15 protein-coding genes are annotated in these 17,979 nt (G+C 44.5%); 7 read left to right on the forward strand and 8 right to left on the reverse strand.

The window, feature by feature from the left end:
• The first annotated feature begins 15 nt into the window (after window positions 1–15).
• Window positions 16–804, forward strand: a complete 789-nt coding sequence (locus AC3CID_RS21945) for a hypothetical protein (RefSeq protein WP_054545795.1) — start codon at window positions 16–18, stop codon at window positions 802–804.
• Window positions 805–948: 144 nt separating this feature from the next.
• Window positions 949–2,460 carry a DUF1214 domain-containing protein gene (locus tag AC3CID_RS21950; RefSeq protein WP_171310864.1) on the forward strand — a complete coding sequence of 504 codons (1,512 nt, stop codon included), beginning with the start codon at window positions 949–951 and terminating at the stop codon, window positions 2,458–2,460.
• A 190-nt stretch (window positions 2,461–2,650) separates the two neighbouring features.
• Here the strand turns inward: AC3CID_RS21950 and AC3CID_RS21955 are convergent, their stop codons facing one another.
• The gene (locus AC3CID_RS21955) at window positions 2,651–3,289 is read right to left on the reverse strand and encodes an RpiB/LacA/LacB family sugar-phosphate isomerase (RefSeq protein WP_146456242.1); all 639 of its coding nucleotides are present in this window, start codon (window positions 3,287–3,289) and stop codon (window positions 2,651–2,653) included.
• A 53-nt stretch (window positions 3,290–3,342) separates the two neighbouring features.
• A complete protein-coding gene (kduD, locus tag AC3CID_RS21960) occupies window positions 3,343–4,101 on the reverse strand; it encodes a 2-dehydro-3-deoxy-D-gluconate 5-dehydrogenase KduD (protein ID WP_488527464.1) in 759 nt (252 codons plus the stop codon).
• 315 nt (window positions 4,102–4,416) lie between these two features.
• Between kduD and AC3CID_RS21965 the strand changes: the two genes are divergently transcribed.
• Window positions 4,417–5,748: an MFS transporter gene (locus AC3CID_RS21965; RefSeq protein WP_488527465.1), complete on the forward strand. Its 1,332-nt coding sequence runs from the start codon at window positions 4,417–4,419 to the stop codon at window positions 5,746–5,748.
• A 185-nt stretch (window positions 5,749–5,933) separates the two neighbouring features.
• A complete protein-coding gene (locus tag AC3CID_RS21970; protein WP_488527466.1) occupies window positions 5,934–6,815 on the forward strand; it encodes a multidrug transporter in 882 nt (293 codons plus the stop codon).
• Here AC3CID_RS21970 and AC3CID_RS21975 read toward each other — a convergent pair.
• Window positions 6,802–7,992 (reverse strand): GGDEF domain-containing protein, encoded by a 1,191-nt coding sequence (locus AC3CID_RS21975; protein ID WP_237289392.1) that lies wholly within the window; start codon window positions 7,990–7,992, stop codon window positions 6,802–6,804. The genes AC3CID_RS21970 and AC3CID_RS21975 overlap by 14 nt on opposite strands.
• Before the next feature lie 595 nt (window positions 7,993–8,587).
• Between AC3CID_RS21975 and AC3CID_RS21980 the strand changes: the two genes are divergently transcribed.
• Together AC3CID_RS21980 and AC3CID_RS21985 are read left to right on the forward strand one after the other, a co-directional pair.
• The gene (locus tag AC3CID_RS21980) at window positions 8,588–9,376 is read left to right on the forward strand and encodes a phytanoyl-CoA dioxygenase family protein (protein ID WP_114634771.1); all 789 of its coding nucleotides are present in this window, start codon (window positions 8,588–8,590) and stop codon (window positions 9,374–9,376) included.
• Between the two features lie 20 nt (window positions 9,377–9,396).
• On the forward strand, window positions 9,397–10,386 hold the full coding sequence (locus AC3CID_RS21985; RefSeq protein ID WP_488527467.1) for a zinc-dependent alcohol dehydrogenase family protein: 990 nt from the start codon (window positions 9,397–9,399) through the stop codon (window positions 10,384–10,386).
• 21 nt (window positions 10,387–10,407) lie between these two features.
• Here the strand turns inward: AC3CID_RS21985 and AC3CID_RS21990 are convergent, their stop codons facing one another.
• The 3 genes from AC3CID_RS21990 to AC3CID_RS22000 form a co-directional block, all read right to left on the reverse strand.
• Window positions 10,408–11,355, reverse strand: a complete 948-nt coding sequence (locus tag AC3CID_RS21990) for a FecCD family ABC transporter permease (protein ID WP_488528004.1) — start codon at window positions 11,353–11,355, stop codon at window positions 10,408–10,410.
• Between the two features lie 101 nt (window positions 11,356–11,456).
• Window positions 11,457–12,419, reverse strand: coding sequence for an ABC transporter substrate-binding protein (locus AC3CID_RS21995; RefSeq protein ID WP_488527468.1), 963 nt, complete (start codon window positions 12,417–12,419; stop codon window positions 11,457–11,459).
• The gene (locus tag AC3CID_RS22000; protein ID WP_488527469.1) at window positions 12,416–13,258 is read right to left on the reverse strand and encodes an ABC transporter ATP-binding protein; all 843 of its coding nucleotides are present in this window, start codon (window positions 13,256–13,258) and stop codon (window positions 12,416–12,418) included. The genes AC3CID_RS21995 and AC3CID_RS22000 overlap by 4 nt, the downstream gene beginning before the upstream one ends.
• A gap of 371 nt (window positions 13,259–13,629) precedes the next feature.
• On the opposite strand from AC3CID_RS22000, the gene AC3CID_RS22005 reads away from it, so the two are divergent.
• Complete coding sequence (locus tag AC3CID_RS22005; RefSeq protein ID WP_488527470.1) at window positions 13,630–15,534, forward strand: bifunctional metallophosphatase/5'-nucleotidase; 1,905 nt, start codon at window positions 13,630–13,632, stop codon at window positions 15,532–15,534.
• 267 nt (window positions 15,535–15,801) lie between these two features.
• On the opposite strand, the gene AC3CID_RS22010 is transcribed toward AC3CID_RS22005, so the two are convergent.
• Both AC3CID_RS22010 and AC3CID_RS22015 read right to left on the reverse strand, forming a co-directional pair.
• Window positions 15,802–16,512, reverse strand: coding sequence for a response regulator (locus tag AC3CID_RS22010; protein ID WP_488527471.1), 711 nt, complete (start codon window positions 16,510–16,512; stop codon window positions 15,802–15,804).
• A 23-nt stretch (window positions 16,513–16,535) separates the two neighbouring features.
• Entirely contained in the window at window positions 16,536–17,969 is a 1,434-nt protein-coding gene (locus AC3CID_RS22015; protein WP_488527472.1) for an ATP-binding protein, read from the reverse strand.
• Between the last annotated feature and the right edge of the window lie 10 nt (window positions 17,970–17,979).

Consider the following 17,979-nt stretch of genomic DNA (forward strand, 5'->3'; position numbering starts at 1 on the left):
ATTTATGAGGCAACTATGTTATTACACCGTTCAATCCTTTCTCTTACTTCTTTCCTTTTCGCTGGTTTAGCTATCGCGGAAGAAACCGAAATTCAAGATATGTCCGACCCTCTGGCGGTGTATACACAAGGTGGCTTTGGTTACACAGATAAAGGCCTAAACCTAAAAATAGGCCAAACCTACGATACTGGTAGCGACACAACCATGGGCATGAATGTGTTCGAAATAAAAGGCATCGCCGGTGAAGCCGTTGGTTGGAACAACCGAGGCGCAGACGACAGTATTGATTCGATTCGTTTTAGAAACTTCGGTGTGGATTTAACCAATGGCCGAGGTACACAAGTCGATATGTCTTGGGATTTCGATAGTAATCAAGGTAGTGCATCTTACAGCTTTATTCAGGCGCTACCACAGATGGGCATGTTTAACTTCTATCCGCTTGCTGGTCTCGGTATCGCTGCAGGTGAAGAGTTAGTTGAAGGGACTGGAGGCGACCTCGATGCCGCGCAGCTCAGCGATCGCTACAACATGCACGGTACTTTCTACGTAGCGGGTATGTACGCCAAGATGCAACTTACCGACAAAATTTGGCTGAACTATAACCCTATGTATTTAGGCACAATGTCTGGTTCTTCAACGTTCAAAGATCATGGCTTTGAAGGCAGTGATTCTGTACTCGCGCATGAGTTTGCAGCAAGTTACCAAATTAACCCAAGAGCCAACGTTCGTTATTTCGCAAACTGGACAGAAAACACCAGTATCGAAGACGGTGATCACCGTATCGAATTTAACTATCAGTTTTAAGCAGTAATTTTCTGTGCGGATAAGCTCTTGCAGTCTTAACCCATGATTTCTGTTTGACGAGCTATTTCAGTTTTAACGAGCAATTTTAGTTTTAACGAGAAATTCCAGTTTTAACGAACAATTTTGAGTTTTTGAGGACACATTATGAATATGATATCTAAAGCCTTTGTCGGGAGTTTCACTTGCCCATTACGATCTGCTGCCATGCTCGTTTCTGTAACGGCTTTATTTTCAGCAGCGGCGATAGCCGGAAACGATGATGCAACAGAAACGATCCAGACGCGTGCAGGTGACTTTACTTTCGAAACCGACTTTCTTCACGGCATTCCAACACAAGCAAGCTCAGAGAAGCTATTTGAATTAATGGATTATCAACGCGCGTCACAAGCGTACATTTGGTCGGTACCTTTAGTCTCGAACTACGCGTGGAAAAAAGCGTATGCAGATATGGGGGCAGAAGATGGCCAAATCACCTACGTTGAGTCTCATGAATCCAAGCTGGGCGGCTTAACTTACAATACCTCTACGCCTTATGCGATTACCTGGTTTAACGTAGAGAAAGAACCAGTAGTGATTGAGATCCCGACGGATGAGTTGCGTGGCGCAGTACACACCATGTGGCAAATTGGCATTTCTCAGATGACAGAACCGGGTGTTTATGTTGTAAAAGCGAAAGGTTCTGAAACGCCGAGCAACCTTCCAAAGGGTGCAAAGGTATTTGAGTCTGACACAAACAATGTTTTCTTCGGTGTTCGCTTAATGGCTAAGTCAGAACAACAACGTATGAAAGATTTAGAAGCGCTAAAAATCACAGACCTCAGTGGCAAACTACTTAGCAATAAAGGGGTGAACTTCCCTGAGCGTGGCGAAGATGCCAAACACCCGCGTGGCATGGCATTTTGGGAAACGCTAAATGAAGCAATCCAATCTGAGCCAGTAGCAGAGCGCGATCGTATGATGCACGACATGCTGCGCCCATTAGGCATTGAGAAAGATAAAGCGTTTACGCCATCAGCTCAACAACGTGAGATTTTAGAGCAAGCTGTCATCATGGGTGAAGCTATGGTTAAGAACATCGACTTCAACAAAACGGAACGCTTGCCACACGCAGCTTACGGTAATGAAGGAAATTCGTGGGAAATAGCAACCGCTTCGACTCCGAACCAAGATCGTGACTACGGTATGGATCTCGATGGACGTGCGGCTTGGTTTTATGAAGCGGTGACCAACGATATTGCGATGCACGGTTTTGAAAACGGCGGTTGGGGTCAGATCTATCTAGACAATTACCGTGACGATAATGGCAACGGACTTAATGGCAGCAATCACTACACTTTGACACTGGATGGGGATGTAAATTTTGCCGATTTGTTCTGGACAATTACCGTCTACAACGTCGAAAACCGTGCCATCATCGACAATCAGATTGAGCGTGCCGATGTCGGCTCAAACATAGAAGGAACGGTTAAAGATACTCAAGGTAACTACACGTTCCACTTCTCACCAACAAAGCCAAATGGTGTAAATGAAGCGAACTGGGTTCAAACCCGAGAAGATGAAAACTGGTTTGTTTACTTCCGCGCTTATTCACCAAGCAAAGGATTTGTAGAGCAACGACCAGAGACATTATTACCGAACTTTAAGCGTGTAAAATAACAGCAACGCTCGTGAAGTAATGAATAACTGTAGAGAGGAGCCTAAGTGCTCCTCTTTTTTATTATCTCTATCTAACTAACTAACTAACTAACTAACTAACTAACAGGCTAAGAACACATCGTAGAAACGAAAGGAATTAAATAACAAACCTCAATACACCTCACCAAGTCCTCTAAAAACCTTCATAACATTAATCTAAAACCGAACGAACATAATCAGCAATGTCTTGGTTTTGGCAGTTATCAAAGAAACATTGCTGGAAACGCTCGCTGCCAACCGCTGTCTTCACTAACTCTTGATCGATCGCTCTTAGCGAGTCAATAAAGTTATCTTTCACTACCGCCGCTTTCACCTCATTTAACAGTGCTGCGTTACGCTGTTGTGGTTCTGCTCGCTCTAGCGGATACCCGTTACCACGCTCGCCTGTAAACGCTTTTTCAAAGATATAACGAATGTTGAGTTCACCAGCCCAGCCAAAGCCTTTAGCAAAAGCGAGAGCGAGAGCATTGCCGTTGTTGATTTGGTTAAACAAGAAAGCATCTGATGGCTCTAGGCAGTAACCACAAACCACACCCGGATGCAGGTTCAGTGACATCAAAGCACCTTGACCAGTTCCACACCCAGTCACAATGAAATCAACAGCTTTTGAGTTGATAAGAATACTCGCCATGATACCTAAGTGGATATACGTTAAGTGGTGATCATTCTCGTCGGTCATACCTAGATTAAAAACATCATGTCCAAAGCCACCGGCCACTGACTCTAACTCAGCTGCAACCATGGCATTTTTGCCTGCTTGACTGTTTTCCATCATTAGTGCGATTTTCATTTATCTTCTCCTGCAAGATTGCTACAAACTCAAAATTTAGAATAAAAAACCAATTAGCGAGCTAACCAACCACCGTCAACAGCAATGGTATAGCCGTTAATGTAATCCGATGCTGATGAGGCTAAGAACACACATGGGCCAGCCACATCTTTCGGTGTACCCCAGCGTTCAGCCGGAATGCGCTCAAGAATCGCTTGATTGCGCTCAGCATCTTCACGCAGAGCTTGAGTATTGTTCGTTTCCATATAACCGGGGGCTATCGCATTGACATTGATATTATCGCGTGCCCATTCGTTCGCCATCGCACGTGTCATTCCCATCACTGCGCTCTTTGAGGCAGTATAAGAAGGCACGCGAATACCTCCTTGGAATGACAGCATTGATGCGATGTTAATGATCTTACCGCCAGTACCTTGAGCCTTGAACTGCTTCGCAACAGCTTGAGACATAAAGAAAACGGTCTTCGTATTAACGTTCATCACGTCATCCCAATTTCGCTCTGAGAACTCAATGGCGTCTTCACGACGAATGATTCCAGCATTGTTCACAAGGATGTCGATCTGACCAAACTCAGTCAAAGCTTTCTCTATAATGCCTGGAATGTACTCTTGCTTTAGAAGGTCGGCACGTACATCTAAAAACGTGTGACCTGCGGCATTCATTACCTCAATCGTCTCTTTCGGCTCAGTACGATTAACGCCAACAACCTTACAACCAGCTTCAGCTAAACCCATTGCAAGACCTTGTCCAAGGCCAGTATTACAACCAGTCACTATCGCTACTTTTCCTTCTAAACTAAATGACTCTAACATCTGTTCGCTCGCTCAATTACGTTTGGAATGGTGACATATCATTACCACCACCCAATTAAATCATACAATACGATATTAAAACGAGACTGACGTTAAAGAACTTGGATCAAAACCCGTTGAACAAGTTGAAACGAATACAACAAAGTAAATGGACAGGGTGCGTGATTTGAAGAAGAGTAAACCGGTAACCGTTTAGGAATATTGAGCCCGTAAATTATCTAAAACAGATATTTCAGGTATTTGGCAACAATCCCATGATTTAAAAGGCTAAACGGTATATACATAATAATGTGTTATTAAAAGTACTGAATTATCATGACGCTCAAAGAAATCCTGAAAATCCCCAACGTCCGCTACTTCTTAATATTTAGAAGCAGTTACTTTGCGCGTTTTTATTACCCTGTATTCACTCTACTCTATTTAGATTACGGGCTAACCCTTTCTCAATTCGCGATGCTCAATGTAGTTTGGGCTGCCACCATTGTGCTTGCTGAGGTGCCATCGGGCGCATTCGCCGATACCTTAGGGCGTAAGAAACTTGTGGTGCTATCTTCGATTGTGATGTTTGTTGAAATAGCCATGATCGCCTTTGTGCCGACAGGAGATCCTAATCTTGTCTTCATCGTCTTCTTGATTAACCGAATATTAAGTGGCTTAGCAATGGCACTGGCTAGCGGGGCCGACGAGGCATTGGCTTACGACACCTTGAAAGAGCAAGGTAATGAAGAGTTATGGCCGCGAGTGTTACAAATCCAACTTCGTGTCGCCTCAACCGTCGGCATCTTTGTCACATTGATTGGTGCAGCGATGTACGACGTGAACTTTATGACGAACATCTTTCATTTCATCGGATTAGCCGAGCCAGAAAGCACCAAAGACCTGATGCGTATTCCGGTGTTCGCCACCCTATTTGTCGCGATGATCGCCATTTATGCGGCTATAAACATGCGAGAAGAGAAAAAGATCCTACCAAGCGGCCAAACCAAGTTGGCTACATCTATAGCTAGCCTTAAACTAACTGCCGATACTGGTAAGTGGGTACTCGCTACGCCTAATGTGTTTTTCATATTGCTCTACTACAGCCTGTTCGAACACACCTCGCGAATGTTCCTAACCATGAACAGCCAATACTACTTGGCCATTGATATTCCAATTATCTACTTTGGTTTTATTGGTGCGGGTATCAGCTTGCTTAAGATTATATTGGCAGGGCAAAGCCGTAGGTTGGCAGAAAGCATCGAGCCTAAAACCTTCATTGTGGTCATGGGTTTAGCGAGCATGGCGACCTACTATTGGATCAGCTTAGGTTGGTCGATCTATGGTGTGCTCCCTGCACTGGTACTTATCTTTATCATCATGACGATGAACATTTTCATTAGTTACCACCTAAACAAAAAGACCGAATCGCACAACCGAGCCACTGTTCTTAGCTTTAAAGGCCTGATGTTTAATCTCGGATACGGTTTGATCGGTATTTTGTATGCTTACTATTATAAGTTGGTGTCGCAAGGCTATACCGTTCAAGAAATAGAACAGAACCTCGCTTTCTTGGCTTCATTGTCTTCGTTCTTCTATTACTTCACTCTGTTGTTCATTTCGATCAGCGCACTGTTCTATTTCAAGAACCGAAAAGAGCCAATTTTTTGAAGCGGTTAGCTATATTGTGTTGAAGTTCAATGAGCTGACTCTTCAAAGGTTAGCTCGCACAAAGTTCTGATTTACCCAAATAGACTATCGCCTGAAAATAGACGCTCAATAAACAAACAAGCCCCTTCTTCTATTGGTTAAATTTGTTAATATAATCATAATTTTATATAACATACGGAAGCGTCATGTCATTTAGTTGGATAGCCTTTACTCTTCTCGCAGCCTTCAGCCAATCTTGGCGCAATGCATTTCAAAGTAAACTAGCTGGCACCATGAGTGTGGCAGGTGTGACGCTGGCTCGCTTTATTTGGGCAGGTCCAATCGCCTTAATTTATCTGTGCGCTCTCTATCAATGGAAGCCAGTATCCACACCTGATTTTTCGGGTGAGTTTGTTTTCTACATTATTGCAGCAGCCATTATGCAGATCCTCGCGACAGGGTTAATGGTGATGCTATTTAAACTCGAAAACTATGCGATAGGAGCAGGCTTAGCCAAGTGTGAAGCCCCCGTATCTGCTGTGTTATCCGTATTGTTTTTTGGTACTGCTTTGACACTAACAGGTTGGGTCGGCGTGCTTATTGGCACGTTAGGCGTACTAATCATGAGTAGTTCTTCGGGTTGGCGAAGCTTGTCTCCGAAAGTATTTTTGTTAGGTATGGCGTGTAGTACCGCCTTTGCTTTAACGTCTCTTTGGGTGCGTGAAGCAAGCTTGAGCATAGGGCTTCCCTTCCCTCATAGCGCCGCATGGGTACTCTTCCTAGTCATTTCCCTTCAGACGGTGATTATCTGTACGTATCTCTTTTTCAGAGAACGCGACACATTACGCCAAATATTTACCAAGTCGAAACTGGTGGTGATGACAAGCCTAGCAAGTGTTATCGGTTCTCTGGGTTGGTTTAGCGCGATGTCGCTTCAAGCCGTGCCGTACGTAAAGACACTCGGGCAAGTCGAAGTGATCTTCATGGTATTGATATCCTATTTCTGGTTAGGGCAAAGCATCGCGCGCAAAGACATTGTTGCGCTCATCTTGCTTTCTATCGCAGCGGTATTGGTTATGTGGCAGTGATGAGCTCGTTAATATGACTAGGACAAATTGAAGTCATATTGCGACCGTTTGTTTTCGCTTGATATAACGCTTTGTCGGCTCGGCTAATAAACCCATTCCAACTCTCATGCGGGTGAAGCTGAGCAACACCAAAACTCGATGTCAGAAACATCTCATGTTCTTGTACTGCTGATACCTCTGAAATAGATAATCGCAGCTTGCAGGCAATAGCCTGTGCTTGGAGAAAATTAAAATTGGGCAATAAAATCATTATCTCGTCTCCGCCAAAACGAAACGCACTGGCTTTGGGCGATGTTTTTATCGCACCTTGAACCATTTCAGCAAAAGACTTGATGACGAGATCACCCACAATGTGCCCGTGTTGATCATTGATCGACTTAAAATTATCAATATCCATCATAATGGCACTGACAGGCGTAGTACCCGCCTGCTTCATGATGACTGGTACCATTTCATCTAATGCTCTGCGGTTTCCCAGTACCGTTAAGGGATCGCTGTAGGACAGCTCGTGAATAGAACTAAGCAACCTTGCATTAATCAGCCAAAGCATTGTAAAGCTCATCGACACGATAAGAACGATGCTCACTAAAAAGGCAAGTTGATGAATGAGAGTGGCCGCCATGAAATCCTGCAGCTCAGCTGAAAATAACGTCACCATTACTCGGAAAACCATAAATCCGCCATATATCGTAAATGACATGGCCATCATCCGAATACCTAGGGTCAAGTCATCACGCCGGCCCTTTAATACCGCAAAGGCAGTGCAAAAAGTCACAAAAGCCAGATATAAACTAATGAGGATAATTCGAGCCTTGATGGAAGGCTCATAGTACGTGAAGTAAATAAAACATGGCAAAAGAGCCAACATCATTAGACTACTGAGGTAGGTGCATTTGAGAGAATATTCTCGAAACAGACATAAGCTATACAAGGCGAGATGAAAACCAAGCGCAATGACCATATTGGCACCAATAACGGTGACCCAATCAGGGAATTCCCCTCTTAGGCTCAACATCAACGGCCCTGTTCCGATAACAAATATTGAAATGGAAAAGATTGAAAGCCCTTTAATCGGCTGTTGAGTGAATTGAAATAACAATAAGCCAATACAGTAAATGAAAGAGAACAAAATAATAATGAAATTAAGTGTTCTCATATCCAGCGAAAAACCATCCATGATTTTCTATCTTCCATACGCAAACCAAATCACAACATGGTTAATAATCATACAAACCAAAGAAACATTCACTATATGAATCTTTGTATTTTATAAAATAAGGGATAGATCACATATGCAGAGATTTTTTTCGCATGAGTCCATGATCTGGATAGGCATGTAAAACTCGCCCACATGGCTTCATAGCATCACGGAATCTACAGGCTTCTGCACTCGTTACTTGGTCGAATGACGACTGTCTGGCATTATGCGCCCAAGAAATCTCTAGGGGCTGTTGACCTTTCGAGCTGGGTTTTGCAGCATCTTGTGGAAAATTTATTCAAGGAAGAGGCTTTGACGTGTAGCTGGCTTACATGAAAAGCCGATAACGCAGTAGAAATGAACCACAAGAGCTGCCCGAAGGGTTCGAGCTAGGCGCCCCCGCAAAAATCGTTTTATGCTTTGTTTAAGAATATTTGCTTAGAATGACTAGGCTACATACTCTTCGCCGCGCCTAAAACGATTTTGACTAGGCGTCCCCATCCGAACAAAACTTAACCACGAAAGGTCAACAGCCCCTAGTTATTACACAGTAAAGAATGAATGAAGGTAGTCAGTGGTAGAAAACAGCCAACAATTAAGTGACCGTTACAACGAACATGGTTACTTTGTTATCAGAAATTATTTCGATGAAGCTCAAATTGCATCGCTTAGAAAAGTCGTGCTGAAATTCCATGAATCATGGAAAGCAGACAACGAAGAATTCTATAAAGAAGAAGCATTTAACTCGTCTTTAATTACCGGAAGCGAATATTTGCCTGCCGATGATAGAAGCGTACTTTTTGACTTCATCAGCTCAAAACAAGTGATGGGCGTTGTTGATGCAGTGATTCCGAACAAACCGGCATTCATGAATACGCAGCTGTTCTTCAACCCTGTGAACCCGCAACAAAAAGACTTCTGGCATCGTGACTGTCAATACGACTACGACGTTGATGACCAGATGAAAGTCATCATGGAAACCCAAGTATTGCACCTGCGAGTCCCTATTTTTGACGAGCCCGGTATGGAGCTTATCCCCGGCACACACAAGCGTTGGGACAACGAAGAAGAATACAATGTTCGCCAAGAAGAAAACGGCAAAGTGAGCAGTGATGATATATCTGGCGGTAAGCAGATACCGTTAGCCGCCGGTGACTTATTGGTGTTTTCAGCGGATATGATTCACCGAGGCCGCTATGGCTTGGATCGTTTGGCTTTGGATATTTTGATCTTTGACTCGGCGGCAGACTATGTCGACTACGTTGATGACGATTGTCTGCCAACGCCAGCCATGCTGAGCAATATTACCGACCCAAGATTGTTTATGAACACGCTACACTTAAAATCAATGCAGTACTCATAACCCATAAAGGTATCCGAACTATGACTGACACTAAGCAAAATACCCGAATTAGCCAGTTCCGTTTCGGTCAGCCAAAAGAATCTCTCAAGTTAGAACATGTCACTTTAGGGGCACTAGACAAAGATAAAGTTCGCGTACAAATTGAAGCCACTAACATTAATCCTAGCGATCTGTTGTCGATTTATGGTGTGGGCCAATACAAACATAGCCACCAGCCGCCGAGAGTGCCGGGATTTGAAGCGGTAGGAAGGATTGTAGAGTCCAGCCATGCTGAGTTTGCAGTGAATCAGCGCGTGCTCGTAGCAACCAGTGGAACGTGGCAGAACTATGTCGATGTATCACCAGATGACCTGTTCCAAATTCCTCAGCATCTAGAAAATGGCTACGCCTGTCAGTTGTACATTAATGCGCTAACCGCATGGATGTTGACGACAGAAGTGGCTAAGCTGAACCAAGAAGATGTATTGATCATCAATGCTGGTAGCTCAGCCATCGGTAAGATCTTTTCCCAGTTATCAGCATCACTCGGCTTCAAAATCATTGTCGTTACATCACAGCCGGAACAATACACAGCCACTTCTAGTTGGGCGTTAGATTCGAACGCTGATCTAGTTTCTCAAATTAAGGCGTTAGGCTTGCCTATGCCAACCGTTGCCTTTGATGCGATTGGCGGTTCACCCGGAACCGACCTTATTCACACCCTTGGCAACAAAGGGCGTTTTATCAACTATGGGACGCTGTCTCTGGATTTTTACGAACCACGCTTTTTTGAGCACGCGAGAAGCCAAGGCATCGATTTCAGCACCTTCTTCTTACGCTATTGGGAAGAAGCGGAAGGTAAAGATGTTCGCCGTGAAAAGTTCACGACCATGCTAGATCACTTCATCACAAACGATATTCAGCTCGACGTCGACCGCTATCTGCCATTCGATGAAGTGCAAACCGCGATTGATCTCATTGAATCGAAAACTACACGCTTGAACGGCAAGATCATCTTACTGCCTGTTTAGTTTGGTGGAATTGAGAGCACACTATGTACGCCAAACAAGATACAAAACGAACAACCCGCCAAGAGCCGCCGTCACAATACCTACAGGCAGTTCTTGTGGCGCTAATATGGTTCGGCTAATCACATCCCCAAACAGTAAAAGCACCGCGCCCCACAAGGCAACCAAAGGCAGAGCTCGCTTGTGAGTGACACCTGAAAATGGTCGTACTAAGTGGGGTACCATCAAGCCAATAAAACCGACCACTCCGGTCATCGATACAATCGACGCAGTGCAAAACGCACAACAAAGAAAAATCTCACTTTGTAGACGGTGTACATTGATCCCCAATGAGCTTGTCGTCTGTTCACTCACCAACAAAGTATCGAGCTCCCGATAACGTTTGAAAATCAACGCTATAAGACACAACACGCCCGCCAAGGCAAAAATCAAATTATCCCAACGTGCGAGCCCTAAGCCTCCCATCGTCCAGAACAAAATCGAACTCGCCGCTCTCTGGTCGCCTGAATAAATCAAAAAACTCGTGATGGCTCCGAATAGAAATGAGATCGCCAAACCACACAAGATCAAGTTGTCATTGCCTTTTTTCTTCTGCATCGAAAACAGAATCAGAACGGCCGTCGCCGACACAATACCGCCCGAGAATGCAGCCAGTGGCAGTGACCAAACACCCAGAGCATCTCCCACTTTGGTGATCACCAACACAGCACCAGCAGACGCGCCAGATGACAAGCCAAACAGAAACGGATCCGCCAGATCATTCCGTGTCGAGGTTTGAAGTAACGCCCCAACCATCGCCAACCCTGCACCCGCAATAACGGCTAACAATGCTCTCGGTAACCTCAAATCGATCAGTATTCGACTCGTCATATCCGGCGTTGGATCAGTGAAAGAGCTCAGCCCTACAATCACTTCCTTAAAAGACAAAGGAACCGAGCCAAATTGTAAACTCATCATGAAGGCGAGCAGCATGGCAATGATACCTATTAGCCATGCTGCTCGATATTTATCAAATAAAATCAAGGAACTACTACTCTTATCAATAACAAGATTTTCTATGACTACCTCCCCGATCACTCAGAAACGAACGCCTCTGCAAGTTTCTCAATGGCATCGATATTGGCAGGCCCAGGAGTGAGTTGCTCATAACGTAGTTTGACATAGCGACCAGAAGTGACCGCATTGGTGTATTTCATTAACGGATGGGCTTCGAGGAAACGTTGCAACGAATCGGCACCACTCGCCGATTGGTAATCAAGAAGGATAATCACATCTGGGTTTTCACGAGCGACATTCTCCCAAGACGTTCTTGCCCAGCTTGCTTCCATGTTGCCTGTAATATTTTGGCCACCAGCAGCTTCAATCATTGCGTTTGGCATTCCATACTTACCCGCGGTGAAAGGCTTGTCTTCACCCGAATCAAACAAGAACACTTTTGCGCTCACCTTATCTGATGCTTTTTGCTTTTCTGCTATTTTTTCAACTCTCTCTTTCCAGTTTTTCACCAAAGCCTCGGCCTCTGCTTGCTTGTCGAAAATAACGCCTAACTTTTTCATATCGCCATAAAGCAGATCCATTGTCGCACCTTCTTTTTGGTCTTGGGTATGAATACAGCTTTCAGAAAGTACTAAGGTATCAATTCCGTATGACTTCAGTGTTTGAGGCGTCACTTCACCACCCACTTTCATTCCGTAATTCCAGCCAGCAAAAAAGAAGTCAGCATCAGCAGCAATCAATGTTTCTAATGAAGGATACTTAGGTGCGAGCTCAGGAATGTCTCCTAAACGTTTTTCGAACGAACTCGACATCTTGTACCACCCTGTAATACCCGTAACGCCCATCATCTCCTTTTGAAGACCAAGGGCAAAAGCCATCTCGGTCATATTGATGTCGTGCACAACCGCTCTTGAAGGTCGCTTTTCAATGGTCAGTGGGCTCCCACAGTTATCAACCGTCACTGGGTATTGAGTGCTTGTCGCATGCGCAAAAGAGAAAGGTAAAAGAAACAAAAGACTGGAAATTACAGGCCACTTCATTGGGCTGCTCCTATTAAAGAGTGATTAGAGAGAGTTAAGTGAGTTGAGTAAGTTGATACAGCTTCAAAATGATGGATGGTGCTGCACAAATTAGGATGATTGAACGTGAGAACGCGTAATCCAAAAACAGGGATCATGTATCGGTCTTGCATCACGGTCTCTGGGGCTGAGAACGCCACCATCTTTTGGTGTGACATCAACAAGACTTTGTCGGCGAATGGCGCGACCAAAGGTAAATCGTGCAGCACCACAACAGACGCAATGCCGCGCTGTTTAATTAGGCTCAGAAGTTCAAGGCGAGCGAGAGGATCAAGGTGGTTTGTAGGTTCATCTAAGAGTAAAAGCCTCGGCTCTTGTGCAAATGCGCGAGCAATACTTGCACGTTGCTGTTCACCACCGGATAGTTCACCAAAGCACCGCTGGCTTTTGTGAACAAGCCCGACATCTTGCATCGCCTGCTGAACCGCTCGTTGGTGCTCTTTTGCGCTACAACAAAATGTATGAGGAGTTCGGCCTAAGCCAACATACTCAGCAACGCTCAAACGAGGATCAACATGCTCATGTTGAGTAACCACTGCGACTTGCTTGGCTATCTGCTGCCGCTCAAGGCTTCCAAGCGCAATACCAGACAACATCAACTCACCCGCGACGGTTTTATATTCGCCTGTAATGCCTTTCAGCAAACTGGACTTTCCACTTCCATTGGGGCCAATGATGGCAACGCATTCACCATCGTTCACATCAAATGTCACGTCGGAGACGGCTCTCCAGTTAGCCAAACCATCAGCGCAGAGCCCGCGCACAGACAATACAGGTTTATTCAAATTCCCACCGAGCATCCAAAAACAACATTTATTGTTACGTTATAACATAACAATAAATTAAAGATATAGTTAATAATAGAAATATTAAGACCGCACTAAGAAGTAATGGGAATGGCGGGATAACCCAATCACCTTAAACAAAGACAGAGGTGCTTACGGAAATTGATTCACTGAGAAAGTTTGATTCAAGGAATTGAGTATTGAGAACGCAGTAAAGAGTTGTAATGCGTTTCTCCATAATTTAAGTGGTTACGAGATGGTCATGAATCGCATTTATTTGAAACATCAGTAAGTTATATCACTATAAATATGACACTGATCACCCATAAGGTAATCTCGATTCTATATGGTAGCGTCATACTTAAAACCACGATGTGAACATACTTATGAAAAGACACATACTATCAAGCGCCATCCTACTCTCTCTAGCCTTTCCCACCTTTGCTGCTGATGGCGACATACACGATGTCACGATCCTGGGTACTTCAGATATCCACGGTCATTTTATGGCGTGGGATTACGCGGCAGATAAACTCAACACTCGTGGTAGCTTGAGCCAAATCGCGACCAAGGTTGGTGAGATCCGCAAAGAGCAATCTAACATTATCCTTGTCGATGCTGGCGACACCATCCAAGGCAACTTCGTTGAAACCTTCAAAGACGAGCCTGTTGATCCAATGATGCTTGGCTTTAATCACATGAAATACGATGTATGGGTTTTAGGTAACCACGAATTCGACTTTGGCCTTAAAACGCTTAACAGAGCCGTTACTCAATTTAAAGGGCAATCTCTCGGTGGCAACATCAAGAACAAAAACGGAAACCCATTCTTGCCGGGTTACACCATCCTTGAACGCGGTGGTATTAAGATCGGCGTGATAGGAATGGATACCCCAATGACGGAGGTCTTTGCGCAAGGCACCAACCGTTTAGAAGGCGTCACTTTCACTAACCCAACCTTGGAAGTGAAGAAAATCGTCAAAGAAATTGATGATAAAGTGGATGCCATCGTATTGGTTGCCCATATGGGGATTGAGAACGAGAATGACATTGCTGACACCGGTGTCACCGACATTGCCAATGCAAACCCAGAGCTTGATGCCATCGTCGCTGGCCACATGCACACTCGCATCGATAAAGCCGTTGTGAATGGCGTTATTATTACTGAACCCGACAAATATGGCCGCGCCCTATCTCGTATTGATCTTCAATTTGAAGAGCGCGATGGTAAATTCACTCTCGTTAACAAAGACAGTTTCACCTATAAAATTAAAGGTATAGATTCTGACGAGAATATGGACGAGCTATACCAGCCTTATCATAAACAACTCCGAGAAATGGCGAATAGACCTGTCGCTCAGCTTACCGGCGTTGATTTAGTCCCTGAAAATGAAATCCGCGGTATCCCTCAAGTCCACGTTCAAGACACAGGCATCAGTGCGCTATACCAAGAAGCGAGCTTCTTCTATGCGCCCAAAGCCAATGTCATCGCACTTCAAATAGACAACGACAATGCAGAGCTTGATGTTGGCCCAATCAAAGCCAAAGACATCGCGTACAACTACCAATACGCGGGTGGCGAAATCACTGTCTACCAGATGACAGGTAAAGAGCTGAGAACCTACATGGAATGGTCTGCTGGTTACTTCAATTCCGTACAACCCGGTGATGTGACCTACAGCTTTAACCCTGAACGTAGAGCTTCAAAATACTCAACCAACGACTTCTTCGCGGGCGTGACTTATACCATCGACCTTACTCAACCTGCAGGTACACGCATCACCAACCTCGCGTTTACAGATGGCACTCCAGTTACAGATGAAACAGAAATCCGTATTGGTATGAATAGCTATCGAATGGGTCATCTAACCAAGAAAGGCGGCGTGCTAGAAGGAGATTCGTTCCCTGTACTCTTTGATACAGAAGCAGAGTATGGAGAAGAAGCAGGCACGATCCGTAACATGACCATCAAGTATCTTAAAGAAGAAAAGAACGGCAAGTATGAAGGTAAAACTCAGCAGCGATGGGCACTTTCGGGGTTAGAGAACCGCTACAATGAACAGCGAGAGATCGTAAAGTCATTGATTAATGATGAAACCATATCAATCCCCACCAGTGACGATGGCCGCTACACAAACATCGCTTCTATCAACGTGAAAGAACTGATGTTCAAATCTGACGAAGCCAAACAAACAGCCATAACCACACGCGAAAAGAAACTGGCGCAAGCTAGTGAACAAGAGAGCAAACAGATCAAACGCGAAATCACTCTGATCAAAGCACTCAACTAATCCCTGACCTCAAACCAATAACGACTTAACGACGCTTAGAGCGTGGTTAAGTCGTTCCCGTCCTACAACACCACACCTTTACTAAGTACACGGTTGATACTGGATAAATGATCCGCAAAGACTAACTCATAGTTGGACATTTTTGTGTCAGTGAATTTGCTAATTTATCTTCTGACGAATTATCAGGGGTATGGCAAATTCTGATCGAGTGGCCAGTTTTTATCATCCACTGCACACCCTATAGTCATCTCGCTCGCTATACACAGATTATTTAAGTGTTTCATCTAGTAATTTGTACCCTACCCCATAAACCGAACGGATAGGGTTTGTTGTTGGTGCCACAGCATGTATTTTTTTACGGATGTTCTTTATGTGGGTATCAATATTTCTGTCTGATACATCGGCAAGATCGCTGTAAAGCGCATTGAGAATATCATCACGACTATACACTCGGCCGGGATGCTCCACTAGCAGGCGAAGTAACGTGAATTCTTTGGGCGTTAAGTCAAGAAAGCAGCCACCAAATCGGGCCTCATATTCGTCAGGCTTTAATACAAATTGTCCCAAAACTAACTCAGGGCTAGGTTGAGAAGAACGTTTAGATACTAGGTTTGGTTGAATTCGGCGCAGTACCGTTTTGATCCTCGCAATCACTTCTCTAGGGCTAAACGGCTTGCAGATATAATCATCAGCTCCGAACTCTAAACCAATTAATCGGTCAATCTCTTCACTTTTTGCGGTCACCATGATGATAGGTAATTGAGAAAACTGACGTACTTGTTTGCATATTTCCACACCGTCTACATCTGGCAGCATTAAATCAAGCAACATTAAGTCAAAAGTCTGCGATTTCACTGTCTCAACAACATTCGCACCCGATGCGAGGTGGGTCGCTTCAAAGCCGCTATTTTGGCAATACGCGATCAAGACTTCGGCAATGTATTCCTCGTCTTCCACAATCAAAATATGCGTCTTCATTCTCTCTTTCCTCTATCGAAATCTTATTGTGAGCCAGTATGGTGATGGATCGGTAGGGTTATCATCATTTTAACACCGCCCAGACCTGATTTTTTAGCACAAATAGTGCCTTGATGCGCTTCGATAATTTGGTGACACAATGCTAAACCAATACCAGAGCCACCATGCTCTCGACTGCGAGATTGTTCTACTCGATAAAAGCGTTCAAATACCCGTGTGAAATCTTGCTCAGGTATGGATGGAGACGTGTCTTCAATTGCCACCTCTACGGTATTTTTGTCTTTGTGAAGGGATAAAGCGATGCTTCCCGGTGCGTCGGTATAACGACAGCTATTTTCCAATATGTTGGTAAACAACTGCGTCAAACGCTCTCGATCAGCCACCACAAAACACGCTGTCTGCTCTTTCCCATACAGCGATTCACACTCTAAACCTAGCCCCAATTCATCGGTCTTAACCTTAAAGCCAAGTAAGATACCGTTGAGAAGTTCAACAAGATCGAATGAAGATTTTTGGTATGACAAACCGCCAATATCAGTAATAGACAGCTGATAAATATCACCGACCAAATGGCTCATGCTATCAATTTGATCAATCATCACCTGTAAGCGCTTTTCATCCGCTTTAAAAATCCCATCTTGGATCGCGTTAAGTTGCCCTCGAACCACTGTGAGCGGTGTTTTCAGTTCATGAGCAACGTCTGACATCCACTTTGAGCGTTCCGTTTTATTCTTCTCTAGTGTCTGAGCCAGAACGTTAATATTATCAGTGAGTACGCCAAGTTCATCGTTACTAGCGCTCTCCACCCTTGCTGAAAAGTTACCTTGAATCAACTGAGTCGTACCTTCATTCACTTTAAAAATGGGCGCAACCAAGTGACGAGAGAAAAGCCAAGCTGTTATAAACGCAAGCACGATAACGGCCAACGTAATCGCAACATAACTTTGGTATTGCTCAGCCAAAAATGCGTTGGCAGGGCTGTGTTCAGCCAGCCGCGAAGGGACATAACTTAACCAGCCGATCACGACACCGTCTAACACGATGGCGTGAGTAAAGGCGCTTTCATCAATTCGAGAGCGGCCTACCACCACCGTTTTATCGACATCATATAAACTGAGTCTTCTCTGCGTTTGCAGTAACTGGCTCATTCCCGTCGTATCCGTCGGCAAAGAGAGTGATCCTCGCTCCTCTGGCCCTTTTCGAGTGCCGACCAAACGTCGCCAATGCTTCTCGTCTTCTTTTAGCGATTGCCAAGACCCATTGGTTTGATAGTACTCTCCCAACTTTTGGCTGACTTGCTTGATATAGCTCGATTCGGCCTCTTTGATAAAGTCATGAAAACCCGACGACAGGTTCTGCATGATCAAAGCGAGCATAATGCACACCGCGACAAAGCTTGTGATACAAAAAGCAAAGAAGAACTTATGAATAAGCTTCAATTTATAATCTATCTTCAACGTTCTTTCC

It is taken from the genome of Vibrio sp. QJM3NY_21 (assembly GCF_057785975.1).

Excerpts from the sequence above, each read along its gene's own strand:
- AC3CID_RS21945 (WP_054545795.1), top strand. The coding sequence starts at position 16 with ATGTTATTACACCGTTCAATCCTTTCTCTTACTTCTTTCCTTTTCGCT.
- AC3CID_RS21950 (WP_171310864.1), top strand. The coding sequence starts at position 949 with ATGAATATGATATCTAAAGCCTTTGTCGGGAGTTTCACTTGCCCATTA.
- AC3CID_RS21955 (WP_146456242.1), bottom strand. The coding sequence starts at position 3,289 with ATGAAAATCGCACTAATGATGGAAAACAGTCAAGCAGGCAAAAATGCC.
- kduD (WP_488527464.1), bottom strand. The coding sequence starts at position 4,101 with ATGTTAGAGTCATTTAGTTTAGAAGGAAAAGTAGCGATAGTGACTGGT.
- AC3CID_RS21965 (WP_488527465.1), top strand. The coding sequence starts at position 4,417 with ATGACGCTCAAAGAAATCCTGAAAATCCCCAACGTCCGCTACTTCTTA.
- AC3CID_RS21970 (WP_488527466.1), top strand. The coding sequence starts at position 5,934 with ATGTCATTTAGTTGGATAGCCTTTACTCTTCTCGCAGCCTTCAGCCAA.
- AC3CID_RS21975 (WP_237289392.1), bottom strand. The coding sequence starts at position 7,992 with ATGGATGGTTTTTCGCTGGATATGAGAACACTTAATTTCATTATTATT.
- AC3CID_RS21985 (WP_488527467.1), top strand. The coding sequence starts at position 9,397 with ATGACTGACACTAAGCAAAATACCCGAATTAGCCAGTTCCGTTTCGGT.
- AC3CID_RS21990 (WP_488528004.1), bottom strand. The coding sequence starts at position 11,355 with ATGCTGCTCGCCTTCATGATGAGTTTACAATTTGGCTCGGTTCCTTTG.
- AC3CID_RS21995 (WP_488527468.1), bottom strand. The coding sequence starts at position 12,419 with ATGAAGTGGCCTGTAATTTCCAGTCTTTTGTTTCTTTTACCTTTCTCT.
- AC3CID_RS22000 (WP_488527469.1), bottom strand. The coding sequence starts at position 13,258 with ATGCTCGGTGGGAATTTGAATAAACCTGTATTGTCTGTGCGCGGGCTC.
- AC3CID_RS22005 (WP_488527470.1), top strand. The coding sequence starts at position 13,630 with ATGAAAAGACACATACTATCAAGCGCCATCCTACTCTCTCTAGCCTTT.
- AC3CID_RS22010 (WP_488527471.1), bottom strand. The coding sequence starts at position 16,512 with ATGAAGACGCATATTTTGATTGTGGAAGACGAGGAATACATTGCCGAA.